Origin of the sequence: Paenibacillus bovis (genome assembly GCF_001421015.2) — a bacterium.
Taxonomy (GTDB): Bacteria; Bacillota; Bacilli; order Paenibacillales; family Paenibacillaceae; genus Saccharibacillus; species Saccharibacillus bovis.
Genome location: NZ_CP013023.1, coordinates 3,693,541 through 3,718,958 on the forward strand (window position 1 = coordinate 3,693,541; position 25,418 = coordinate 3,718,958).

Here is a 25,418-nt window from a genome sequence, read left to right on the forward strand (position 1 = left end):
ATCGTTCATTCCTCTTTGCAGGGAAAACGATTAAGCTATAGACATACCACTTCCACCGAGATGAGGTCTGATTGATGAATACATACTGCAAAAGCGTTTTCGAGCAAATGGATATGGCTATTCAATCCATGGTAGAGCTGATTCGTGTTCTGGATGAACAGGATTTGGAGCTCCGGCCAACGCCCGACAAAATGTCGATCGGTGAGCTGATTGCGCATATTGCTGTACTTTGCAAAGCGGATTTCCTGATTGGTGCCGGGTGTAAAGAAGAAGAAATAGATTTATTTTATGAGCAAGCCGAGCCGTCTATGCAAAAGGCTTCGCTGGAACAAGCTTTACTTGATAATTATGACTTTCTGCGCCGGGGTATTGCTGCATTAAGTGACGAACAGCTGATGCAGCGAACTACGGCGTTCTGGGGAGGTGTTCATACCCGGTTTGAGTGGCTGCTGGATACGCAGGCCCACCTGTATCATCATCGCGGACAACTGCATGCCATGATGGTACATGTAATGAAGATCGAGCCTGGTGTGCGATTGTTTGAATAAAGGAGCGAATCCAATGAAAACAAACTGGGAACATGCCTCCGGCGCGAGGGAAATTGCAAAGCCACAGCTGGAAAAAATGATAGCTTCTGCTTTTCCCGAGCAAAAACTGCTCCTGGCGGAACGCACGGGTACCGGGCTTAGCAGCGGAACTTACAAAATAAGGCTGGAACATGCAGACATTCCATATCTGCTGCGTATCTCAGCCGGTCATGCTGATGTCGCCCTGATGGAACGAGCAATTACCGAGAGAATAGACGCTAATATTCCGGTAGCCCGTTATCTTCATCTGGATACAAGCGGCAGCATTTTCCCGCAACCATGGGCTATTCTGGAATGGAAAGAAGGTGTTCTGCTACGGGATCTGCTGCAATCTTCCGACAATCAGATAATTGCTGATGCTGCGACAGCGGTAGGTACCGTGCTGGCTCGCATCCACCAATACGAGTTTGCGAGCCATGGATTTCTGGCACCTGATCTGCATATTGCCCATACTCTGGAAATGGGTGCGGACGGATTTCTTTCCTTTATTACAGATAGTCTGAAGACCGAGCAAGCCGTTCAATGGCTGGACAAGGCGGAGCAGAAAGCGCTATGGGATTTCTGCTTGCTGCATGCTCTTCTACTCTCCGATACCGTGGAGACGCCTATACTGGTACATTCGGATTTTAATGGTCTTAATGTACTAATGAGACAGGATTCGAATGGAATTCAGGTAGCGGCTGTACTGGACTGGGAGTTTGCTTTTTCGGGCAGCCGGTATGTGGATATCGGCAATATGCTGCGTTATGAAGAGGAACAGTCACTGTACGAGCAGCACTTTATCGAGGCTTATCGTCAGGCTGGTGGACAGCTGGATGAACAGTGGCGTCTACTGTCCAGATTGCAGGAATTGATCGCTCTGCTGGATATGCTGAGCCACTCGACAGCATCCATGCCTGTTCGTATCGCTGACTTGCAGCAGCTGATTGCCCGCACAATTAGCCTGTAGACCTGCCAATCTACAAATTGTAGAATCATTCTTTTGAAATATTTGGAAAAATAGTACAATGAATCTAATCAAATACAGAGAGGAAGTCCAATATACTATGGAAACCAAATCGGCTTATAATCTTGTCATTGTCGGATATGGCGGCATGGGCAGCTACCATGGACAACTGATAGAGAAAACAGATCGTCTGAATGTCTTCGGGGTGTTTGATACTGCCGACTATCGTCTGGAACTGGCCAAAGGTAAAGGGTACGAGACCTATGACAGCATGCAGGCTGTACTATCTGATGAGAACGTTGACATTGTATTGATCGCTACACCGAATGATGTACACAAAGATCTGGCGATCGAAGCTCTTCGTGCCGGCAAGCATGTGATTTGCGAAAAACCGGTTACCATCTACAGCGCCGACCTGCTGGATATTATGAAAGTAGCCGAAGAAACCGGCCGCGTCTTTATGGTTCACCAGAATCGCCGCTGGGACGAGGACTTCCTCATTGTACGTGAATTGATCCAAAAACATACGGTTGGCGACGTATTCCATGTGGAATCCCGTGTACAGGGCGCAAACGGTATTCCTGGTGACTGGCGCCAGCTCAAAGCCTATGGCGGCGGTATGCTGCTGGACTGGGGCGTGCATCTGCTGGATCAGCTGCTGCTGCTCACTGACAGTCAGATCGACAGCGTCTCTGCCCATCTGAGCACTATTCTCGATACCGAAGTCGACGACGGATTCACTGCCTTTATCCGTTTCAAAGATGGACTGACCGCGCTCGTTGAAGTCGGTACGACCAACTATATCAAGCTGCCACGCTGGTATGTAAAAGGTTCTGAAGGTACCGCGGTTATCCGCGACTGGGATCTGAGCGGTGAAGTGGTACGCAGCAACCCGGATGTCGAGAAAGTAGAACCCAAGCCGATTCAGGCAGGACGCGGCCTGACCAAAACGATGGCTCCGCCTTCGGAAGAATCCACGATTCGTGGTCCGATTGAGCGTGCGGAGACGATTCCCGAAGAATTCTACAGCAATTTCGTTGCAGTACTCGAAGGTACAGCCAAACCGGCAGTACCGAATACCGAAGTCCACCGTGTACTGGTGCTGATCGAGACATTATTTGAAGCGGCTGAACAGAATCAGGTTATTCACCGCGATATTTAATAACAATGTCCAAAGTTTCGAAGCGATAAAAAAAGGCTGTGTCAGACGCTGATTTGTTCAGTTGCTGACACAGCCTTTTTTATTGAAGAGCGCGATATATGACAGCACAATCCTATGCTCGTGCTGTCATATATCACGCTCTTCCCTTCGTAATAACTCAAGCCTGGACGTGATCTGCTGGCTCTACAGCTATTCTCAGCTTCTCAGGCGTATTGAATCGCAATGCGGTACATACTATACTGTAAGGCAATGTGTCAGTAAGCTTGAAAAGAAAGGAAATCGTCATGATCCCACAAATCGGAGATATTTATTGTGTCTATTCGGAGCAAATGAAGCAGTATACTGCTTGTCAGGTGACTGATTACCAGGAGGACGAATCCGGAGGCGGCGGTCTGCTCGCGGCGGTATTGACGCTGGACTGGACCGGTAACGAACTTCCTGATACCGATCAGCTGTATCGTATGCAGCCTCTGATCTGTAATTATTATTTTTGGAATGACAAGCTGGATCACAGCTATGTAAAAGCCCAGGTGCCAAAAGGTTATATGTATGTAGGTAATATTCCGCCGCTCACTACCCGGAAGACCAACAGTTATGGCGGTGGGTGGAGCAATGGAGATAGTGTCTACCGACAGCATCAATGGGAACAGATTGATCCTGTACTGCGCCACAATTTCAAAAAAGCTGCCGATGATTACAGTGAAGTGCAGATTGGCGATATGTCTATCCCCCGCCGGACACATCGCTTGGATGAAGTCATGCTGTCAAAAATAACAGACTGGTCGGAACTGCACAAACTGCCCTGTCTAACTGAAATTTATACCGACCGCTATGATGAGAATCTGATCTCCTATTTGCGCAGTAATCCATTTCTGATCAAATTATCCCTGTCCGGTGAATGTCCTGCTATGATGGATTTCTCGGAAACTCATATCAGGGAGCTGAGTATCCGCGTTAATGGGATAAAGCAGCTGATCACCGGCGAGCAAATAACTCAGCTGCATCTGTCTGGATCTGCTACAGCTTCTTGGACTATTCAGGCACCGGTCCAGGGAGCAAGAATGACTCTATCAGTCAGTAATCCGGAGCTGCTGTTCAGCTTCCATGGATTGCAGCAACTGGATAGTCTCTATGTGTATCAGATTCGGGAGCTGGATATACACCAACTGACCCAGCAGTTTCCGCATTTGCAGCTATTACGTCTCTGGGGCAAGCCAGGCAATCTTGGCCGAATCAATGCACTCACCAGACTGAACAAGCTGCAAGGATTCAGTACACATGATCTGTTCGGCTTTACCGGCGAAGAGTTCCCTTTGCCGGATGACCTGCCGCAGCTATCCTGGCTATGGCTCAGCAGTCTACCTGCCGATGCCGCGAAAAGTATCAAAAAAGCATACAAATCCCGTATTCCACTTGGACTCGATCTGTCAGTTACCCAGCCCCGCAAACCGCAGTGGTTGGAAGAAAATTTGGATAATCCTTTTCGTGACTGGGACGGCCGGGAGAATATTACTGCAACCAATGTCAACAAGGCAGCACAGCTCTACAAAAAAATGCTGTCTTCGATCCGCACACTGGATCTACAGGCTGAACAATCGGTTATCGTGGAACAGCTCACTGCACTGGTAACCATGTATACGGAAGCCTTTAACAAAATGGAGCAACGCAAAAGATGGATCGATACGATTGAACGCGAAGAAATCCATATGATATTGCACCAGCTGCTGGATCAGGCAGAGCAGCGTCTGACTGAGCAGAATCATTCGCATGCAATGAACCGCGAACAGCTGGAAGCCATTTTTGATGAACTGCGTGATTTCTAACAGATATGCTGAAGTCTCTGATTGGCACATACGATTGGAGATCCAAATAGCGAGCAAGTGAATAAAGCGATATGTAGTCACTGTAAGTGAGTAAGGAAATACTTAGCCACTCTAAGTGAATAAGTAGTCACTCTAGATGTAATAATCATATAGGATAATAAAAATATAAAAAGGCGGCTGTGCTCAGTCGCCTTTTTTATGTATTTCTGGTTGTTATTCTGGACATTATGTACTGTACGATATCCATGATATTCAATTGATCGGTCTGGATATATTCGTCAAAACCTCCTGCATGATACGCTTTCAGGCAGCGGTCTGTCTGCTGGAAACACCAGTTGCCCTCTACCTCCCCCCGCTTGCGCAGCCGCTGATGAATAACTGCTCGGGAAGCCAGCAGGCAAAAGTGATACGTATCCGGATCGAGCTGTATAAAACCATGATGGATAAATTCGAACTTCTCCCGATTGCAGATCGTCATAGGTACGATTAGATGCCTGCGATACTGCTGCTGCAAATGAGCTGCGACTTGTACAACAAGCAATTTCCACAGGTCCATATCCTGAAAATCACCTGTCTGCTCATAAGGCAGCTGCATCGAAGACGGAATCATCTCACGCAGCATATAACCGACCTGTTCCGGATCATAAATCATACTGCCCGGCAGCAGGGAATGCAGCTGTGCAGCTACTGTCGTCTTGCCTGTTCCAAAAGCACCATTAATCATAATAATCATCGGGGTACTCCTTATTCTTATTTACAAATTATGCAGCTGACTGCGTCTGCCAGCCAGATGCCACTCTTCATAGATTCCACCAATCTGATGAAAAGCCTGATTCACGCCCTGATTGATTTCTGCCATTACGGCATCCGTATACTGCAGATGCCGATCCCGGTTATTCACCTCATATTTGCGCAGCAGTCCGATATGAACAGTAGCAAATATGATCTCTTCCAGTACGTAATAGATCACATCTTCCGCATGAGTAGTTGGACGATCTACAGAGAGTATGCCGCGCTCATACAGCTGAATACGGTACGTCTCCGGCTCTACCTTAATATGCGGCTCCAGATCACCGCGCCATGTATGGCTGAATGCACTGGCTACCATACGATGATGATCGTCCTGATAAATATCCGTCTGCTGCAGCAGAGCTATAATTTGTTCGATAAGCTGGGATTCGGTATACATTGAGGACATAAGAATTCTCCTTTTGCTAAGCAGGATCATTGATATAGGGAATGGAATACAGCTCTTTCTGCATTACTATGCTTTGTTGCCTACTGACGATTTGATTTGCGGCTGACTTTTTATATGTAAAAAATATATTTCATTTTCCAACTGCAATCAGCCTATTATGTATAGAATGGGCTATGACATGGTGGATACAAAGCTGTAAACCTTTACACACGAACCCCAAAATGTGGTTTAATAAGACTATTATTGATTACATTCAATGTAAAGGAGTGTCATCCCATGCAAATATCCTACTTTCTGCTGCCCAAAGAGCAGGTAGCCTATATAACTTCCTCTATATCCATGATGGAGGCCATGGAAGATCTGGAACGGCATCATTATACAGCGATTCCGATCATCGATGAAGAGGGTAAATACGTGGGCACCCTGTCCGAAGGCGATCTGCTCTGGAAACTGAAAAACTCGTTCAACCTCGATTTTGAAGCGATGCGTGATATTCCGATCAGTCAGCTGCAGCGGCGTGTACATAATGAAAGCGTAGAGATTACTGCCAATATGGAGGATATGCTGACACTGGCTGCCGATCAGAACTTTGTACCGGTTGTCGACAGTATGGGTATCTTCCTCGGCATTATTCGGCGCAAGGATATCATCGCCTATTATACCGATAATATTACCGATTAACCATTCCGTCTCGACGATCACCAGGCGGCTACACCTCTGCGATCGTCTCTATAAGCAGATCGTATTCCCGCTCCGTTATCGTACTTGGACGGAGAATACGATGATACAGAAGCTCTGCTCTGCAGCAGGGCTTCTTGGCATATCAGGAGATATATGGATATATTATATGCAGTCGATCATTGACTATCGATGATAGATGCTATGGACAATAGATGCTATGGCATAAAAATAATATATACGATCTTACAAAAAAACTACCTAACTTTTTAAAATTCAGATCAAAGGAAGATGAATATGTCCAAAAAAATACTAGTCGCGGATGATGAAGTCAGCATTCGCAATTCGATTGCTTATGCACTGCGAAGAGAACACTTTACAGTAGAAACTGCCGAGGATGGACGGGATGCGCTGGCTCGCGTCGCTACGTTTCGCCCGGATGTGCTGGTGCTAGATATTATGATGCCCGGTATGGATGGATATGAAGTGTGCCGACAGCTGGATAATCGTAAAGGATTGGGCATTCTGATGCTGACTGCCAAATCGGATATCGTGGATAAAGTGATCGGCCTGGAGCTGGGAGCAGACGATTTTGTATCCAAGCCATTTGATATCCGCGAGCTGATCGCGCGGATCAAGGCACTCGCTCGTCGCGTAGATCGTGAACGTACACCTGATTCGCTGCCTGAGCCCCAGCGGCTAGGCGCGGTAGAAGTACAGCTGTCCAGCCGCCGGGCAACAGCCGGACAGCAGCCGCTCGAACTCACTCCCAAGGAATTCGATCTGCTGGCGCTGCTGGTTACGCACCCAAGCCGCGTCTACACCCGCGAGGAACTGCTGGAGCTGGTATGGGGAATCGACTTTCCCGGTGAGACCCGAACCGTCGATATTCATATTCAGCGGCTGCGCAAAAAGCTCGGTGAAGATCAGGGAATATTGCAGACGGTCTATGGAATCGGCTACAAGGCGGAATCGGTCTAATGACCAAACATTCTCACTCTGCTCCCCTGCCCGATTCCCTTACGGATCGTCAGGATAACCAACTCCGAAATAGGCATCCGTCAGTTTCGCCCGGTAGACGAGCAAATCTTCGCCAGGGACTTAGTCTTCGCTGGAAATTCCCGCTTTTTCTCGGGGCACTGCTTGTATTTACGATCGTGATCCTCAGTACACTTGTTCTCTCCGGTATTCGTGCCAACCAGCAAAAGCAGACCGAGTACCAGCTGCAGTATCAGAGTCAGAATATGGAGATGCGGATTCATCAGGAGTATCTGACTGGAAAGCGTCTGACCCCTGAGGAATTTATGAAGCTTCGAGGCTCCGAACTGGCAGTCGATCTGGGCTTGTCCAGCAATATGCGCGTCATCCTCTATGATGCACGCGGACAGCTGGTTGGCGACTCGCTGCCGCTGGCCCGCCGAACCGATGTAACCTCAGCGCTGCACTATGCCCTGCAGGACAAAACAGCATATATTACACAGGGCTCTTCGATTCTTTATCTGGCTCCTATGCACGGCCCGGATGGACTGCTTGGTGCTGTGCAGCTGCATCTATCGATTCTTGAACAGCAGACGTTCTATCGTAGCACCCTTCTGCTGTGCATCTGGACCGGTGCAGTCGTTCTGGTGCTGAGCTTTGTTATCGGATGGATCTATATTCGCCGCCAGACATCGGATATTCAGACACTGATGGTCGAGTCGCGCTCTATCGCCAGCGGTCATTATCCAGACGAGCAGCACTATTTGCTCCGCCGCCGGGATGAATTGGGACAGCTCGGTGATGGCATCGTGCATATGGGCGGCATGATTCGCCGCAGTATCGAAGAGCTGCAGAGCGAGAAGCGGCAGCTGGAGCAGGCGGTTAGTCGTCTCAGTGAATTGGAGCAGCTGCAAAAAGCATTTATCGGCAATATCAGTCATGAACTGAAAACACCGGCAACCTCAATCCAGGCGTATGCCGATCTACTGGAAATGTATGGAGATGATCCCCAGCTGGTTCATGAAGCAAGTACCAGTATCTCATCGGAGATTCGGCGGCTTATCAGTCTGATCGAAGATTCTATCCGTCTCTCTTTGCTGGAAAAGTATGATTTTGAAATGAATATCGAGCAGCTGCAGCTGGATACTGTACTGCAGGAAGCGATCGAACGTACACGCGGCAAAGCTGCTGCAGCCGGAATCACACTCACTGCTGAACCGGTCAATGCCGAGGTTCAAGCCGATCATGGACATTTGATGCACATTTTGCTGAATCTGCTGGATAATGCGGTTAAGTACAATTTGCCGGAGCAGGGCTGGATCCATATTGCCCCGGTGGATGATACAGCCTTCGATACTTCTGCTGCTTCTACTCATACGCATTATGTGCTGGCTATCAGCAATTCCGGACCGCTGATTCCACCGGAAAAGTGGGAAACGGTATTTGAGCCTTATACTACCCTTAGCAGTGATCGCTCCCGGACAGGCAGCGGGACGGGACTCGGTCTGCCGCTTGCCCGGCGTCTGGCACAGCGCATGGGCGGCCGTCTCTATATTGCATCATCCGGTCCCGAGGGCAACCGGATAATACTCGAACTGACGCGCATATGAAAAAAGCCGTTCCGGCAAAAGCGGAAGCGACTTGGGGATTGCATCAAATAGTTATTATTATCCGGCAGCCTCTTCAATAACATCAATCCCGTAGGGTGTAATCGAAAAGTGGATAAAGCCGACAACATCCTTGATTTCGATCAGCCCTTTTTTGCTGAGATAATCGTAGGCAAGCCGGGTCTCTTTGTCGGTAAGAGGACCACTGTTCTTTTTCGGTCCAGGCAGGTTATAGGATTTTTCATCCGGGCCGAAATGGTAATCATACAGATCCTGGAGCAGCTTCATTCGCAATTGCTTTCTCTCTTCAATCGTCATGGATATATTCACCTCCAGTGCAGCGTTCATCTCAAGCCAGAGTGCCTTGCAGGCAGCTGGCTATATGTAAGCGTCATGCATGATCTAATGATAGCATGAAGTAAACCATTTGTATGTTGCTGTACGAAAGTTTGTGGCTTGATTTATTTACAAGTTGGATACATTCCGATATATTCTAGCAACTTTTAAGCCCTATGATGGGTGTAATGCTGTCGTACGTAGAGTCATTCGTATCGTATAGCAATTCCAGTTCGATCCTAAAGGAGATATGCCTATGCGAAATTTCAGACAATCCTTTGCCAAATATACCATGGCTTCACACTCACCGTTCGTTCGGAGATCGACAATCGGCTGTAGCCTGCTGGCATTGATACTGCTGCTCGGCGGGTGCGGCAATGATGCAGCAGTTAACGGCAGCAAGGGGCAGCAGCTGACTGTGGTATCTGATGACTCTTCGTCTACCGGACAACAGCCGACCGTCATGCTCACTTCTGTCGATGCATTGGATAATGTATATGCCCGTACCTGGCTCAGTCCTGATGAACTGCTAATTAATAAAGAAGATCGGCTGCTCGTCTATCATCTCTCTACCGGAAAAAGTACGCCTTTAACGCCGAACCGCAAAGCTCCGCAATATCTGGCGGAAGCCTCTCCGGACGGCAAGCATGTCTATTTTACAGAAGGACGCGAGAACGACAAATATGTTATTCATGGTTATATTCTGGAACGAGCTACCGGCCAAATTGTCAAACTCGGCGATATGGATATGGTAAATGAGGTGAAGTGGGCAGATAATGAGCAGCTGATCTCCGGATTGCCAGGAACCGGAATTCGGCTGATTGATCTGCAGGGCAAGTCTACACGGCTGCAATTTCACGAACCTCATCCGACCGAAGCCATCCATCATGTCGAGAAAGTTGGCGAACGTATCTATTATCTGGCGAGCGATGGTCAGGGATATACTACGCTAAACAGCTTTACGACTCAGGATCTGAAGTCTACTCTGGTCGCTTCGAATGTTGCTGATTTTTCTGTTGCTCCCGATGGGAAATCGATTGTGATCCAGGAAGTAAAATGGAATACTTCGGAGCCGTTTCGCCTTCTCGTGATCGATGATAAGGGCAATGTCAAAGGAACGATTGGCGAAGGAACATTGCTGGGACGCCCAGCCTGGTCACCCGATGGCGAACTGCTAGCTTTTACCATCTATCAGGAGAGCCAGCAGGGTCTCAAAGGGCTGTATATTTTCGATCAGCGAACAGGCAAGACTATTCCGCTCACCGGCGAGATTCAGGAGTATAACCAGTCTACCCGCTGGAGTCCAGACAGCCGTCATATCTCCGTTTATACGGAAGATAAAAAGGTGGTCTCACATATCGTGGGTATCTCCAGCTGACACTGCCAAAAATAAATAACATGCAAAAAAGCAATCACTTGATCCGGCGAAATGACAGTTATTCCGTCATTCCGATGATCAAACGATTGCTTTTTGTATAGTTGCCCGGTACATATTGGCTGAATTATTGGCTATACAGCCATACTTAATGATGATTTGACTATATCGGAACAGCTTAATCATTTCCGATTTTTATAAATAGAATTGGATTATTTCTCTCTGACGTCTCCTGCCAGTCTGCTCTGATACAACGCTTCTTCCTGTGCACGACGGGCTTTGCGTTTGTCATCGCGTCTGGCGAGCACCATATACAGGGATGGCACGACGAACAATGTCAGGATCGTCGAGAACACAAGTCCAAATACAATCGCGATTGCCAGCGGACGGAACAGCTCTTCCCCTACCGTCGCCATCGGCAGCAGCGCTACAATCGCTGCGAGCGAAGTAAGCAGAATCGGACGAAAACGGGCTGAAGCTGCCTGGATAATCGCTTCCTTCATCTCCAGCCCTTCATGCCGGGCATCCTCGATAAATTCGATCAGGACGATACCGTTACGTACTACGATACCGGCGAGCGAGATAATCCCCATAATCGACATAAACCCAATAGGCGTCTGGCTGATAAATAGTCCCAGCACACCGCCGGCCGCAGCCAGATAGACAGTCGTCATCACGATCAGCGGAATCCACAGTGAATAGAACTGCATCGTAATCAGGATCAGGATCAGTACAACCACGACAGCGAACAGCTTGGCGAGATCAATAAAGATATCCGACTGTTTGGATGTCTCTCCGCCCACTTGCCAGGAATATCCCTGCGGAAACTGGATTTTGTTCAGTCCGGCAGTTACATCGGACATCACTTCTGTAGCGGTACGACCGGTTACATCGGCTTCAATCGTATTGACACGTGACAGATTATAGTGATTAATCTGCTTGATGGAAAAGGCCGGACGAATCTCAACCAGCTGCGACAGTGGCACCTGCACATTATCGGCATTGGTCACATTGACCTGCTGGAACAGAATGGACGGATCGACCGTAGAGGCATCTTTCATAAAGATTTTGATATCGACCAGATCCTTGCCATTATCAAAATCACCTACACTGACACCCGTGCCCATCATTAGCAGTGTACGGGTCAGATTCTCGTAGCTCACATTGTAACGATCCAGCGCAGGCTTGTTGACTTCAAAATCAAGCGTGTAATTCTGGATACCCATCGTATCTGTAATATTGCTGGTACCACTGGCTGCTGCGACTGCATTTTTGACCTGCTCGGTCAGCTTGCGCAGTTCTTCCAGATCAGTACCGGTTACCCGGATCGAGACTGGTTTGCCTACCGGAATCCCCAGTTCGGTCTGCTTGACGGCAGTGCTGACCTGAGGGAATTTCTGCTTGAGCAGCAGCGGCCAATCAGTAACTGCCTGCGTGCTGTCGAGCTGGTTATTGTCGCCTTTGAGCAGAATCTGTGCATGGTTGGTCGAGAAACTGGCAATATTCGTAATGTTATAAAATAGCGGCGCCGCTGTTCCTCCAGCAGCATAGGACATATTCTGTACACCCGGCTGCTGTTTGACCCAGGCGGCGATCTGCTGTACGGTCTTGTTGGTATCTTCAATAGACGAACCGGTAGGCATGGTAATATCCATCGTCAGCTCCGCATTGCTTGAACGCGGGAACAGCTGCACAGGCGTCAGAACCGCCAATCCATAAATGGCTGTACTGATAATCAATCCGAGCAGTGCGATAAGGGTCGGACGCTTCAGTACACGCGGCATCAAATGATGGGCATAGGCATCCGAAGCCATCTGAATCTGCTTGCCCAGCAGTCCGACCGGCTTGTCGCTGCGACTTTTTTTGCCTTTTATTAGATTACGGCGTTCATACCATTCACGGAAAATCGGAATAATGGTCAGCGACATTGCCATGGAAGCAAGCATCGCCAGTGAGATAACGACCGGAATCGGTTTGATAAATGCACCCACATCCCCACTCAGGAACATCAGCGGTGCAAAGGCAGCGATCGTGGACAAAGTCGCTGTCAGAATCGAAATAGCTACTTCTTTGGTTCCTCGAATAGCGGCATCATGCGGATTCTCCCGCAGCACGGACAGCCGCCTCTCGATATTGTCATTGACGACCACCGCATCATCCACCAGAATCCCCAGTACAATAATCAATCCTACCACTGTAATCTGATTGAGCGTGATCCCCATCACCGGCAGCAGAATCATCGCAATCGCGACCGATATCGGAATCGCCAGCGCGACAAAGGATGAAGTCAACCAGTTCAGACCGAGCATACATACAATGACAACTACAGCAATCGCAATCATGGTCTCGTGCAGCAAATTATTAAATATGCGATCTGTCTCGTCTTTTTGGGCAAATAACGAAGTGATCTTCATCGTGGCAGGCAATGTAGGTTCCAGCTCTGCCATTTTGGCATTCACGCGCTCATAGACCTGCGGTACATCAGAGCCCACTTCGCTGTTAATCAGAATCGATATAGACGGTTGACCGTTATAATAGCTCAGATATTCGGCTTTTTCGGTAGTCATTTTGACGGTGGCTACATCTTTGAGATAGACAGGTGTTCCCTGGGACGACCGGAACACAACGATATCCTTTAGACTGTCTACCTGGTAATTCAGCGGCACTTTCAGCTGATAGCTGCGATCTTTGTAGTCCAGCGTTCCCGTGGGTACGCGGTTATTCTCGGATTGGACAGCTTTCATCACAGCTTCCCAGGGGATACCATACTGTTGAAGTCTGGACATATCCGCTTCGATACGTACCTGCTGCTCCGGCAGTCCATTGACAGTCACATCCGTAACACCTTCCACCGAGCGCAGCTGGTCTTTCCAGTCGGTCATTAGATCCTGCAGTCCAAGCAGGCTGTTATAATCCTTGTTGTAAATAGCAAAGGACTGCACGAATGACTTGGTCAGATTATCATTGATAACCGGCTTGTCGGCAGCATCCGGCAGATCGGATTCGGCATCTTCCACCTTTTTGCGAAGCTCATTCCATACAGACGGTGCATCTGCTGTCGGCTGTGTCTCCAGCGTAATAACGGATACACCCGCTCCGGAGATCGAGCTTACCGTTTTCAGATTGGATACTTCCTTGATCTTCGATTCCAGTACCCGGGTCACTGTCGTCTCCATCAGCTCCGGTGTGGCTCCTGCATACGTTGTAGTAACCGTAGCCTGCTTGACGATAATATCAGGCATCAGCTGCTTGGGCAGTCCGAATCCGCTTACGGCACCTACCAGGATCAGCATACCAAAGAACAGCAGTGTGATTTTGCGCTTTTTGACGATATAGTTGATCATTGCTGTCCAGCCTCCTGTGTGGACGACTGGCTCTGTCCCTGAATCGCATCTCCGTCAAACAGACGATCCGCGCCCGATGTCACGATCTGATCACCGGGTTTCAGGCCGCTCGTGATCACCAGCTGATTGTTGTAGAGACTGCCTGTTTTGACCGGGGTTCGTACTGCCTTGCCTTTGATATTTCTGAATACATACGGTGCATTATCGGTGCTGATTACAGCAGCAATCGGTACCATAATCCCTTTTTGCGCTCCGGTCTGGCGAGAAGCCTTTACAACCTGGCCCGGTTTCCAGTCCCGCTTGGGATTGGCAATCTGTACCTCTACACTGATCGATCCGGTGTTGTCGTTTGTTTTGGGATAAATGGTCGCAATAGTACCGGTACGCTGTTCGTCATAGAGTGTAATACTTACCTGCTGGCCTTTTTTCCACCGGCTGATTTCGTTATCCGGTACAGGCAGCAGTACTTTGAGGTGATCGATCTCACCGATTGTAAATGCACTTGTTCCTGCACCCGCAACCTGTCCTGCGCTAAGCGTCTTGTCCAGAACAACGCCGCTCAGAGGAGATTTCAGTATAGATTTGGACCGGGCGAGCCGGGCCTGATCAAGAGCAACACGGGCTTGATCATAGCTGGCCTGCGCTTGTTCGACACCGGCTTGCGCCTGCTGGATACCTGCTTCTGCCTGCGATACGCTGGCACGTGCAGATTCTATATCAACCTGTGCCTGCTTGACCGCAGCAGCTGCGCTGGCACGATCGGAGGTGCTGGCTCCTTCCAGAGTGAGCGACAGCTGCTCTTTGGCATCATTCAGCGCGGCCTCTGCATTGGACAGCGCAGTCTGGGCTTGTTCGTTTTCCTGTTGGGACAATAGCCCATTTTGATACAAGGCTTCTGCCCGCTTGGCTGCGGATTCCGCTTGATTATAGGCAACTTGTGCTTTGCTCACGGCATTACGGGCCTGTGCTTTCTCCTGACTGCGTGCTCCATCGAGGACACCCTGCTGCTTGCTCTGTGCACCTTCCACCTGAGCCTGGGCTGCCGCCACGCTGGCTTCGGCAGCGGTGCGCACAGCTTTTGCATTGCTGAGCGATGCGGTGGCGCTATTACGACCGGCGGCTGCCTGCTGCACAGCCTGCTGCGCCTCGGCTACCTTGAGATCCAGATCGTCGGTATTAAGTCGGGCCAGTACTGTACCCTTGCTGACTGTATCCCCGATATCAACACCGAGCGCATCCACGGTTCCCCCCATTTCAAAAGATACCGGCGAGGAAGTCCGGGCTTGCAGCGTACCCGACAAATCATAAATAGCTGTCAGCGGTGTTTCTTTCACCTGGATCAATGATACGGTGTTAGCCGGGGGAACAGCAGCAGGTGCGGTCGAGCATCCTGTCAGCATCATACTCAGCACCACGCCGCTGATCCATATGGAACGATATGTTTTACTCATGTATATAGGCTCCTTCACTGTACAATAACGATTTCTCATCCAGCGTTATTTATTTTTATTACATCAGCACTTTGCGCAGCATTTCAAAAATAACCTCATCTTCCAGTGGTTCATGATGCAGCTCCCATTCGGAGGTGAGCGCTTCATACAAATGAGCCAGTGCAAAAGCAGTCACTTGCGTATTCTGCTCCCGGATCAGCTGCTGCGTAACGGCTTTGTCCAGCAGCTGCTGCACAGACAGGATCGTAGCATGGTTGAATTTGTTGAGAGCATTCTGGGATACGGGCGTCCCGAACTGTCCTTGTTCCATGATCAGCTTGTCGACAATACACAGATTTTTGCGGTAAATGATACAAGCGTAGATCGCCCGGTACAACCGTTCTTCCGGTGTTCCTTCTCCATTCATCGCTTCTTCGGCGCTGCCGATCATCTCATGGATATAATTGTCCATAACCGCAATCAGAATGTCTTCCTTGGTCTCAAAAAACAGATAAATAGCTCCCTTGCTAATACCTGCGCTTTTGGCTATACGATCCACTGTAGTTGCCTTATAACCCAGCAGCGAGAATACTTCTCGTGCTGTATTGATAATTTTGATATATCTCTCATCCGAACGATGTTCTGTCATATGTGCATATCCTCCCTCAGGTAAATGATCCAGCATAAACGATAACTTGATTGTATGATCCATCTCATCCATCTTTTGCATGATTCCCTCCAATCCTGTTCCAGCCAGACAGTCAGCAGTGGTCAGACGGTATGACTCTCTGCGTCGTTATCTTCACTCTACTGCTCTATTTTTCTATCCATTTTGACCAAAAAACTATTTTGGTTTTCTGGTCAAAATATAGCATGGATACAGAATGATTGCAATTTTACTTTAAATAGTTACTTTAGTATGTTGTGAAATGACAAAAAAAGGATGCACTAGCTTCCTCTGATGTTACGGCAGGAAGCTGGTGCAGCCATTTTCTATTTATCTCTATTTGATCGAATAATGCGTTGACGGACAGCAGGCGTTTTTCGGATCAGCCCGGCAAGGAATCTTTTACAAAACAATCTCGATCCGTGTTCCTTGCCCCGGCGTACTCTGAATCGAGATGCTGCCGTTATGCTCCCGAATAATATCTTTGGCAATAGCCATGCCCAGCCCGGAGCCTTTGTGTGCTTCGCCGCTGTTGGTTCCGCGGTAGTATCGGTTGAAGATCTGATCCAGTTCTTCGGGACTGATGCCTTTGCCATTGTCTTCGATAATGATATGAGTCTGCTCTGCCTGATAAGCGGTTACTCTAATCTGTACATCCGCTTCATTATGCAAGATAGAATTATACACCAGATTGCTGATCGCCCGGCGCAGCAGCAGCTCATCCACCTGCTTCATGATCGGTTCTTCTCCAGCCTCCAGCTCCAGATCACGCGCAGCATACTGCGGATCATTCATAATATCGATCAATATATTGCGCAGCAGACCGACCAGATTCACTTCCTGTTTATTCAGTGTCAATGCCTTGTTGCGCAGGCGGGTCGTGAGATTGAGATCTTCGATCACTTCTTTGATATAGACCGATTTGTTCTCGATAATCCCGGCATATTCACGGATCTCATCCAGAGTGAATTGATAATCGGCATCCCGGAGCATCTCGGCAAATCCCTGAATAGACGCGAGCGGCGTCTTGATATCGTGGGATACATTGGCGATCCATTCCTCCCGCATACGGTCCAGCTTGGTGCGTTCTGCTTCGTTGGCTTGCAGCCGATTGGATAGATCGTTCAGATTGGCGAATACACTGGTATAGATTCCTTTTGGGGTATCATCCACATAATAATTATTACTTGCCAGCCGCTTGATTTTATCGATCAATGCATAGAGCGGCCGGGTTAGCTGCTTACTGAAAAAGTATCCAATCAGCAGCGCAATCAGTATATCCAGCAAGATAATATACGTACCAATATGAGCGATAGACAGAAAAGCACTTACATCCAGAAAAAATACATATCGGCTCAGATTACGATCACGAATCCCTACAAAATAGCTGTACTGATGGGTACCCTCGCTGCGGCTGCCCATAAACAGGGTCGTCTCCATATCGATTTCCTTGTACTTGTACATCTGGATAATCTCGGCTGGCGTATACGCATGTGGCAAATTGTCGGGAGTCCGGTAAGCATAGATTTGCCGACCCTGCTCATCCAGAATCTGCACCCAGGCATTCTGCTGCTCCAGCTGATGCTTGCCTTCTGCCGTGATACCCAGTGTGCCAGCCTTATTCTCAATCTGTCTGCCAAACGAACGAGTGAACTCTTCTGCTGCTGTTGAACTGGACATTAGCTGGGGAAATTGTACAGCACTGCGCGTAATCAGCCCGCCGATCAGCAGAACCAGATTAATGCCTACTACGACGATGACGACCAGTACCACAGACAGCAGATAGCGACCGGTCAGCTTCCATTTCATAATTTATCGATCTCCGATCATCAGCTTGTAGCCGAGTCCCTTGATGGTAATCAGATATTCTGGCTGGGAAGGCTGATCTTCAATCTTTTCCCGTAATCGGCGAATATGCACCATGACTGTATTGTCCATTCCGATAAAGTCTTCTCCCCAGACCACATCATACAGTCGCTCCTTGCTGATTACCCGGTTGATATTTTGCATGAAATACTTCATCAATCCCAGTTCCTTGGGTTTGAGTTCGATAATGCGACCGTTTTTGGCGAGTTCGGCTTTTTGCTCATTGAATACAAAAGGACCTGCCTCCAGAATAAAATCCTGTTCGGCGTCCGGCTGCAAATATTCAGAGCGACGCAGCTGTGCTTTGACCCGGTAAGCCACCTCTCTCGGACTGAATGGCTTGGTAATATAATCATCACCGCCGATCATCAGACCGAGCAGCTTGTCCACTTCTTCATTACGGGCGGACAGGAACAGAATCGGTACCCGCGAGATGCTGCGAATCTGGCGGCAGACTTCATAGCCTTCTCCATCCGGCAGCATAATATCCAGCAGCACCAGATCCGGCTGCTGCTCGCGGAACTGCTGCATGCCTTCCGCTACACTTCCAGCCGTAATCACATGCGGGATGCCTTCCTTGTCGAGAACCGTTTTGAGTAATTTGCGAATATCTTCCTCGTCGTCAATAACCAATACTTTTTTGCCAGCTGCAGACATGACATCCCTCCTGAGCATTCATATATCTGTATAAGATCAGACCTTATTGTTGACCGGCGACTGACGACCATAGGTCATCCACCGCCATAGCTTCTCCATCGGTCCCATCGTAAAGTAGCGGAACCATACCAGCGTCCATACGATCTGTATACTATAGATGACCAGCGCCATCACAATCGAATCCAGCGGCGAAATTACAGTCATCCCCATCAGGGCAATCATAGCATTCCCGAGCAGATTCTGGGTAAAATAATTCGTCAGTGCCATCTGCCCTACACGAGCTACCGGTCGAAAAAAACGCTGCATCCGTACCGATTGCATGACCAGAAATAGCGATGCCAGATAAAAGACAGTTCCCGGGATACTTTCCAGGCACAGCATCATCTGTTCCAGCTCATATCCATATACGACAGCAGCATACAGGCTGCCAACTGCCAGCGGGAGAAACAGCACCAGCGCGCCAAGACTGAGCCGGCGCAGACTGCTGCGATAGCGATCCATATGCTGGATAATGCCTGATTTGGCTGCTGCAAAACCGGCCATAAACATAATAATGATCAGCAGAAGATCACTACTCAGACTATTCAAGTACTGGAAAAATACTACCAGATGGTCGGGAAACCTGTTCATCTGCAGTAACAATCCGGCCAGCGCCCCAGCCTCATATACAATTACCAGACCGATCAGCCAGCGCACCAGTGTCACTACACGGGCACGGTAAAAAGGCAGCAAGATCCAGCCCGCTACTGCATAGATTGGCAAAATACTTCCAAAGAAAAAGAACACATGGACAATACCAATTAATAGCATCGCGATCAGGCGACGTGCAAACCGCCACAATGGACGGTCTCCCCGCTGCTCTGCCCGCGAAGCAAAAATATAAAAACCGACACCAAACAAAAAAGAAAATATAGAGAAAAACTTTTTCTCAATCAGCACATCAAACCCTATTTCCAGCCAGTGATTGATACCATGGAAAGGCGGAATCTCTTCCGTGTACAGAATATAACCCTTAATATTCACCAGCAAAATACCAAACAGGGCAATACCACGAATAATATCGAGTGCTACGATACGTTCCTTTTGCGGAATAGAAGGAATCACTTCGCTCCCTCCTGACCGGCCGCCAGCTTGCTCTGTGCAGCAGCCGGCACATCAGCCGGCTGAACCTCCTCATAAGAAGTCACTTCGCCATCTTTGATATATAACATCAGCCAGGCTCCCTGTCGCAGCTGCTTGGCGGCGGTGAAAGTAATTGTCATTCCAGTTCCATTCGCATCGGATGCAGGCAGCGTATATTCATAGCTGGTATAAATCTCGCCGCTGCTGGTTCGATCTTCCAGCTTTTTGCCTTGTCCCTGCGTCTGTACATAATAGTGATCTGTGCCCAGACGATTAAAATTAACATTTTGAAGAATAACAACACCGGCTATAAGCATAATAACCACGACTATTACGGATATCATCCATTTTTTCATTATTTGTAGTCTCCCTTGATATATTTAATGAGCTGCAGATTGCGTCACAATCCGGTAATACTGATGCCCGGTGAACAGGTAATAGACGAGATACAGCGTACTGTACACCACCATACAGATCGTTACCGGAATCGCTACGTTGGCAGACAACAGCTGGAACAGACCGGTCAGGGCAACTGCGCAGTGTGCCATACCTGCCAGCAAAGGCAGTCCGAAAATAAAAGATAGCTGCTGATAGACCGACTTGCAAATCTCTGAACGCTTGACCCCGATCTTGAGCAGTACCGCATAACGATCCACTTCGGCATGGGCCTCGGTCAGCTGCTTGAAATAAAGAATACTGCCAGTAGCCGCCAGAAATACCAATCCCAAAAATCCACTCATAAAGATCAGCAGTCCAAATGCCTGCATGCCTGCCGAATAATCTGCTGCCTCACTGGACAGGCGGGACGATTCAGGCAAATGCTGCTTCAGCGTATCAGCAAGCTGTCGAGCCGCCTGACGATCTCCATCCAGACCGTAAATCTGCATCTGTACAGGAGCGGTCTGGGTAGCCAGCGCAGTAAACACGGTATCCGGCAGTACAATAGTTGTTCCTGATGTTCCGGAATTCAGTACATTATAGGAATACAACCGGGTCACCTGAATGTCCTGTTTGATTTTGCCGGCATGCAGGCGAAGGGAAGCTCCTTGATAATGGGGTGAAAATTGCTCCGAGTAGCCTGCATCCAGCACCACTGCCTGTTTACTCTGAAGGTCAAGCTGATCCTTGTCCCCCTGCCAGTCGGCCAGCCGGTTATAACTGCTCATAGGAATAACTGTAAATACCTGCTTGGCACCTGTAGTCAGGCTGGGAAGAGAGCTTATATCCACAGTCAGCTGAAGCGCAGAGAGTGTATCGTGATATCGCACATGTATTCCCTGACTTTTATCGATCAATCGCCCGATAGTCGTATCTGCAGCACTGCCTTGCGAGAGATACATCAGACTGTTGGGATCAGCAAGCGAGATATTTTTGTCATTTTGATAATAAAGACTGTACGCTGTTCCTCCTGCGGTCAGCGTAGTAGCACTGAGCACGGTGATGACCGTCAGGATCACTGCATTACCCCTGATTCGGTAGAGCAGCTGCGCGATGCTGACCAGATGAATACCGCGCCAGAAATAATTTTTGCGGCTGCGGATCAGACGAAGCAGATAAACCGTAAGAGTGTTGAATAGCAGATACGTGCCGGAGATCACCAGAATCAGGATCAACAGAGGTGTCATCAGAAAGCCCAGCTGCCGCCAGACGACTGATTCCATATAATTCTGAAGCGTTAGTGCATATCCGGTGCCGATCATGATCAGAGACAATAACGCTCGCAGCAGGGAAGCACGCGGTGCCAGTTCTCCCAGCTGATCCGCCTGGAACAGTTCGATCAATCGGAATCGGTAAATAAGCCGGTAACCATGCAGCGAAGTAAGCAGGATCAGGACCAGAAATACGATACCGGTATTGACTACAGCGGGCGCGGACAGAACAAAATGCCCTATTGCTTCATAACCCATCACTTTCATAAGCAACATGACAAAGAACTTCGATAAAAAAGCGCCCAGGATAATCCCTGCAGCCAGTGCAAGCACACCCATCATAAAGTTCTCATAAAACAGCATCCAGCCAATCTGCTTTTTGCGCACGCCGAGCAGCGAATACAAACCCACTTCCTTTTTGCGCTTGCGTGTAAAAAAGCTGTTCGAATACCAGATAAAAATAGCTACAAAAATAATAAGCACAATCGATGCTCCGTTAAATGCGGAATCAATCTTGAGCGATCCGCTAGTCTGCTGCTGGATTGCGGAGTCATATTTTAGTGAAACAAATGTAAAATAAATCAGCACACTGAAAACCATCGAAGCAAAATATAAAAAGTAACTGCGGAAATTATTCAGCAGATTGCGACTCGCCAGCCGTAGCAGCGTCATGCCGGGTCACCTCCGAAGGAAGCAAGCACATCCAGAATACGCTGCAAAAACAGCTGCCGCTGGCTCTCCATCCGATGCAGCTCCATAGCTATTCGTCCATCTACAATAAACAGCACCCGTTTGCAAAAGCTTGCCGCAAAAGCATCATGGGTTACCATCATAATCGTGGCTTGCTCTTGTTCATTCAGGAGAGCCAGATTGTCCAGCAGATTGGCAGCCGATTTGGAATCGAGTGCTCCTGTCGGCTCATCCGCAAAAATCAGTTCCGGCTGGCTTACCATTGCTCGGGAAGCTGCCGCCCGCTGCTTTTGCCCACCAGAGATCTGGTACGGATATTTATCAAGCAAATCGTTGATGCCAAAAGTGTTGGCCATCTGCTGCACACGCTGCTCGATCTCCCGTGCCGGCACACGGGACAATGCCAGCGGAAGTGCAATATTCTCCTGCACCGTCAGCGTATCCAGCAGATTATAATCCTGAAAAATAAACCCGAGCGATTCACGGCGGAAATCGGATAGCTGGCTGTCATTCATGGTTAGAATCTGCTGACCGGCAATCTGAATCTCGCCGGCTGAGGGACTGTCAATCGTAGATAACACATGAAGAAGTGTGGATTTGCCCGCTCCGGAAGGCCCCATTACACCGATAAATTCTCCTTTTTGAATCTCCAGATCAATGCCATTCAGCGCCGGATACAAGTTTCCCCGGCTGCCGTAGGTTTTTTGGATATTTACTGCTTTTAGCATAGTAGTCATGTCTATTCCTCCTTGTTCGTGCTCACAAGGATGATTATAGACAGGCAACCTTACAAGGTATTAATGCCAACCTTTCATAAACCTTAAATGTACAAACCCAGTAATTCGGACTTATGGGGACGAACGTATTTTCTAAAGAAGCGTATATACTTGCAGAGATGGATATACTCTGCCTTCTGCGTTTATGTATACTAAGCCTGTATTCATATTTACAAATCCTGCGTTTATACACAAAAAAAACGAACCGTCTATGTAGGCGGTTCGTTTACATCCATCTGTATTATTCCCTTTTTCTAAAATATTCGAGTAATCTGAACTACAAAAGTAATCAGTCGTTATTATTCGTATTATTGTTATTGGAGCGTGTCTGGCCGCCTTTGCGTCCTGCTTCTTCGCGGCTCATACCATCGGAATCACTGCGGGCTTTGCCGCCTTCTTCACCGATTTCCTGATAGAACTCTTTGTCGTGAGATTCAGCAGTGGATTCTCCACCCTTTTGGCCAATTTCCTGATAAAATTCCTTGTCATGATTATTCGAAGTTGCTTCGCCACCCAGACGTCCTGCTTCTTCTCTGCTCATTTTGTTATCATTGTCATTTGCCATTTTGCTCACTCCTTGAAGTTATTTGCGATATTACATATTCCATATAATGTAATATATCACAGTGTATTATTACCCTTGGCCTTAACCGATAAACGGTTATTTCAGCTTTATTTAATTTCGTGACTTTCTGCATAAATCAGGCTGTGTCTTCCTGCCTAGCCGCAATCGATAAATCCCTGGTTGTCGCCAGCAAACCGGACGGTACGACAAAAAAATAGCATCCTCATGGATGCTATATGTAGTCTGTATGAAGTTATACGCCGACCGAACAAAACAGCTGCCTGGTTATTGTATATTCATTATCTAAAAATTTTTGGAGAATTCCTCCAGCAGTATCTCCTGCAGCACTTCCTGTGTGTTGCGATCGTGACTGTGAATCAAGCCATTGCCATCATACATCTCTTTGGCCCGGTAAATATCATCGCCTTTGAGAATGAATTTTTTGAGACCAATACATACCATCCACTCCAGTGGATAATGACTGGTAAGACTAAGACTGGTAGGCACACTCAGGTCCTCCAGTTCTTGCAGACATTCCTTTAATACCTCCTCAATCTCTTCTTTGAATTCTTTGTGCAGTCGGTATCTCTGGGAGATCACTTCAGCCCAGCTCATTTTTCTCACTCCTCTCTTCCTGTCATCTATCTGGATATTCCGATCTGTTAGCAATCATTCACCTGTATAACTGCTTATTGAATCTTACTTTACTGTAATTATTTCACTTTATTTAATTAATATATTATGCTTCTTCATTTTTTAGAGCCTATTTTCTAGAAAATTCAGCCGCACAGGAACTACATATTCTTGCGGACTGTATTCTCCTTCCATCTGGGATTGCAGCAGTTTGACGGCCCACATCGCCATCGTCTGCTCATCCTGCATAATACAGCTCACTCCTGGCAATCCGGGATCGTCAAAGGAAATAATCTCGGTCTGCTCTACCCTGCCCAGTCTATGCAAAGAAGCCAGTGTCAGATCCGCCGCTTCTGCTGTTAGCGCAAATACCGCTGTAATATACGGATAACGCTGTAGAAAATCAGTGACGTACTCCTGCGCTCCAGCTGTTCTGAGAATATCCAGCGGAACATGACACAGCAGGTTTTTATCAATAGAGATATGCTGATCCATATAGGCATGTTCCAGTCCCAGCGTACGATCCTGAATCGCTGTATTCGTATTATCTGGTGAAATCAGCGCAATATGCCGGTGACCTTTTTCCAGCAAATAGGAGACAGTTTGGTAAGAACCAGCAAAATTATCCGAGGTAACCCGGTAGGTCTCTATATTGCGCAAATATCGATCCATAAAGATAAAAGGGAATTTATCCAGCGATAGTCGCAGCAGCGATTCACTGTATTTCTCATCTTCGGTCGGAAAAACAATAATCCCCTGCACATGACGATCGGTCAGCTGTCGAATCGCTTCTGTCTCATTAGTAGCGCATTCACGTGTTATATGAAGGATTAGCTGATAGCCTGCCTGATTGGCATAATACTCTGTATAATCGATCAGCTTCTGGATCACCCGTGTTTTCATCGTAGGAATAATCAGTCCGATAACCGGAGTCGGAACGGTATGCTGACTGTATGGGTAATAAGCGGCCCCCGTCTGGATCGCTGTCAAAGGACGCGCTCCCGGCTCCAGCGATACAAAGGTACCTTTGCCCTGAATCCGCTTGACCCAACCTTCTTCTGCCAGTTCGATCATCGCATTTTTGACAGTAATTTTGCTCACCTGGTATTCTTCCATCATCTCCTGCTCGGAAGGTACACGGTCACGATATCGCAGCTCACCAGATATGATTTTTTGCTGAATATGCTGCTTGATTTGTTTGTAGAGAGGAATCTTTTTCATTACCGACCACCTCATTTTTCTCAAAATAGAAATCATATCTGTTTATACATACTTACGTTTATACGTATTTTAATAAAATTTCTCTATTGATGTATGAATTTCTTCTCT

At 48.0% G+C, this 25,418-nt stretch carries 23 protein-coding genes; 8 read left to right on the forward strand and 15 right to left on the reverse strand.

Features of this window, described 5'->3' with window-relative positions:
* Positions 1–113 precede the first annotated feature (113 nt).
* From AR543_RS15670 to AR543_RS15685, 4 genes are all read left to right on the forward strand, one after another.
* Entirely contained in the window at positions 114–548 is a 435-nt protein-coding gene (locus AR543_RS15670; RefSeq protein ID WP_227871760.1) for a DinB family protein, read from the forward strand.
* A 13-nt stretch (positions 549–561) separates the two neighbouring features.
* Positions 562–1,536, forward strand: coding sequence for a phosphotransferase family protein (locus AR543_RS15675; RefSeq protein ID WP_060535390.1), 975 nt, complete (start codon positions 562–564; stop codon positions 1,534–1,536).
* A gap of 97 nt (positions 1,537–1,633) precedes the next feature.
* Entirely contained in the window at positions 1,634–2,695 is a 1,062-nt protein-coding gene (locus AR543_RS15680; RefSeq protein ID WP_060535391.1) for a Gfo/Idh/MocA family protein, read from the forward strand.
* Between the two features lie 284 nt (positions 2,696–2,979).
* Positions 2,980–4,518 carry a hypothetical protein gene (locus tag AR543_RS15685; RefSeq protein ID WP_060535392.1) on the forward strand — a complete coding sequence of 513 codons (1,539 nt, stop codon included), beginning with the start codon at positions 2,980–2,982 and terminating at the stop codon, positions 4,516–4,518.
* Between the two features lie 196 nt (positions 4,519–4,714).
* Here AR543_RS15685 and AR543_RS15690 read toward each other — a convergent pair whose 3' ends face one another.
* Complete coding sequence (locus AR543_RS15690) at positions 4,715–5,251, reverse strand: AAA family ATPase (protein ID WP_060535393.1); 537 nt, start codon at positions 5,249–5,251, stop codon at positions 4,715–4,717.
* 21 nt (positions 5,252–5,272) lie between these two features.
* Positions 5,273–5,716: an Imm63 family immunity protein gene (locus tag AR543_RS15695; RefSeq protein ID WP_060535394.1), complete on the reverse strand. Its 444-nt coding sequence runs from the start codon at positions 5,714–5,716 to the stop codon at positions 5,273–5,275.
* A gap of 276 nt (positions 5,717–5,992) precedes the next feature.
* On the opposite strand from AR543_RS15695, the gene AR543_RS15700 reads away from it, so the two are divergent.
* From AR543_RS15700 to AR543_RS15710, 3 genes are all read left to right on the forward strand, one after another.
* Positions 5,993–6,397, forward strand: coding sequence for a CBS domain-containing protein (locus AR543_RS15700; protein WP_060535395.1), 405 nt, complete (start codon positions 5,993–5,995; stop codon positions 6,395–6,397).
* Positions 6,398–6,691: 294 nt separating this feature from the next.
* On the forward strand, positions 6,692–7,375 hold the full coding sequence (locus AR543_RS15705) for a response regulator transcription factor (protein WP_060535396.1): 684 nt from the start codon (positions 6,692–6,694) through the stop codon (positions 7,373–7,375).
* Positions 7,375–8,982 carry a sensor histidine kinase gene (locus AR543_RS15710; RefSeq protein ID WP_060535397.1) on the forward strand — a complete coding sequence of 536 codons (1,608 nt, stop codon included), beginning with the start codon at positions 7,375–7,377 and terminating at the stop codon, positions 8,980–8,982. Before AR543_RS15705 ends, AR543_RS15710 begins: the two co-directional genes overlap by 1 nt.
* Before the next feature lie 57 nt (positions 8,983–9,039).
* On the opposite strand, the gene AR543_RS15715 is transcribed toward AR543_RS15710, so the two are convergent.
* The gene (locus tag AR543_RS15715; RefSeq protein WP_158523983.1) at positions 9,040–9,327 is read right to left on the reverse strand and encodes a hypothetical protein; all 288 of its coding nucleotides are present in this window, start codon (positions 9,325–9,327) and stop codon (positions 9,040–9,042) included.
* 244 nt (positions 9,328–9,571) lie between these two features.
* Here AR543_RS15715 and AR543_RS15720 point away from each other — a divergent pair, with 244 nt between their 5' ends.
* The gene (locus AR543_RS15720; protein ID WP_227871761.1) at positions 9,572–10,693 is read left to right on the forward strand and encodes a WD40 repeat domain-containing protein; all 1,122 of its coding nucleotides are present in this window, start codon (positions 9,572–9,574) and stop codon (positions 10,691–10,693) included.
* Positions 10,694–10,902: 209 nt separating this feature from the next.
* Here the strand turns inward: AR543_RS15720 and AR543_RS15725 are convergent, their stop codons facing one another.
* The 12 genes from AR543_RS15725 to AR543_RS15780 all read right to left on the reverse strand — a co-directional run bounded on the left by AR543_RS15725 (position 10,903) and on the right by AR543_RS15780 (position 25,310).
* On the reverse strand, positions 10,903–14,034 hold the full coding sequence (locus AR543_RS15725) for an efflux RND transporter permease subunit (RefSeq protein ID WP_060535399.1): 3,132 nt from the start codon (positions 14,032–14,034) through the stop codon (positions 10,903–10,905).
* Positions 14,031–15,485 (reverse strand): efflux RND transporter periplasmic adaptor subunit, encoded by a 1,455-nt coding sequence (locus tag AR543_RS15730; protein WP_060535400.1) that lies wholly within the window; start codon positions 15,483–15,485, stop codon positions 14,031–14,033. Before AR543_RS15730 ends, AR543_RS15725 begins: the two co-directional genes overlap by 4 nt.
* A 58-nt stretch (positions 15,486–15,543) precedes the next feature.
* Positions 15,544–16,194: a TetR/AcrR family transcriptional regulator gene (locus AR543_RS15735; RefSeq protein ID WP_060535401.1), complete on the reverse strand. Its 651-nt coding sequence runs from the start codon at positions 16,192–16,194 to the stop codon at positions 15,544–15,546.
* A gap of 339 nt (positions 16,195–16,533) precedes the next feature.
* Positions 16,534–17,940 (reverse strand): sensor histidine kinase, encoded by a 1,407-nt coding sequence (locus tag AR543_RS15740; RefSeq protein WP_060535402.1) that lies wholly within the window; start codon positions 17,938–17,940, stop codon positions 16,534–16,536.
* A 3-nt stretch (positions 17,941–17,943) separates the two neighbouring features.
* Positions 17,944–18,654, reverse strand: a complete 711-nt coding sequence (locus AR543_RS15745) for a response regulator transcription factor (RefSeq protein ID WP_060535403.1) — start codon at positions 18,652–18,654, stop codon at positions 17,944–17,946.
* A gap of 36 nt (positions 18,655–18,690) precedes the next feature.
* Positions 18,691–19,758, reverse strand: coding sequence for a DUF418 domain-containing protein (locus AR543_RS15750; RefSeq protein ID WP_060535404.1), 1,068 nt, complete (start codon positions 19,756–19,758; stop codon positions 18,691–18,693).
* Entirely contained in the window at positions 19,755–20,132 is a 378-nt protein-coding gene (locus AR543_RS15755; RefSeq protein WP_060535405.1) for a YxeA family protein, read from the reverse strand. The genes AR543_RS15750 and AR543_RS15755 overlap by 4 nt, the downstream gene beginning before the upstream one ends.
* A gap of 24 nt (positions 20,133–20,156) precedes the next feature.
* Entirely contained in the window at positions 20,157–22,097 is a 1,941-nt protein-coding gene (locus AR543_RS15760) for an ABC transporter permease (protein ID WP_060535406.1), read from the reverse strand.
* Positions 22,094–22,852 (reverse strand): ABC transporter ATP-binding protein, encoded by a 759-nt coding sequence (locus AR543_RS15765; protein ID WP_060535407.1) that lies wholly within the window; start codon positions 22,850–22,852, stop codon positions 22,094–22,096. The genes AR543_RS15760 and AR543_RS15765 overlap by 4 nt, the downstream gene beginning before the upstream one ends.
* A gap of 328 nt (positions 22,853–23,180) precedes the next feature.
* Positions 23,181–23,456 carry a KGG domain-containing protein gene (locus tag AR543_RS15770; RefSeq protein ID WP_060535408.1) on the reverse strand — a complete coding sequence of 92 codons (276 nt, stop codon included), beginning with the start codon at positions 23,454–23,456 and terminating at the stop codon, positions 23,181–23,183.
* Between the two features lie 303 nt (positions 23,457–23,759).
* Positions 23,760–24,071 (reverse strand): hypothetical protein, encoded by a 312-nt coding sequence (locus tag AR543_RS15775; protein WP_060535409.1) that lies wholly within the window; start codon positions 24,069–24,071, stop codon positions 23,760–23,762.
* Positions 24,072–24,212: 141 nt separating this feature from the next.
* Positions 24,213–25,310, reverse strand: a complete 1,098-nt coding sequence (locus tag AR543_RS15780) for a GntR family transcriptional regulator (RefSeq protein WP_060535410.1) — start codon at positions 25,308–25,310, stop codon at positions 24,213–24,215.
* Positions 25,311–25,418: the final 108 nt, after the last annotated feature.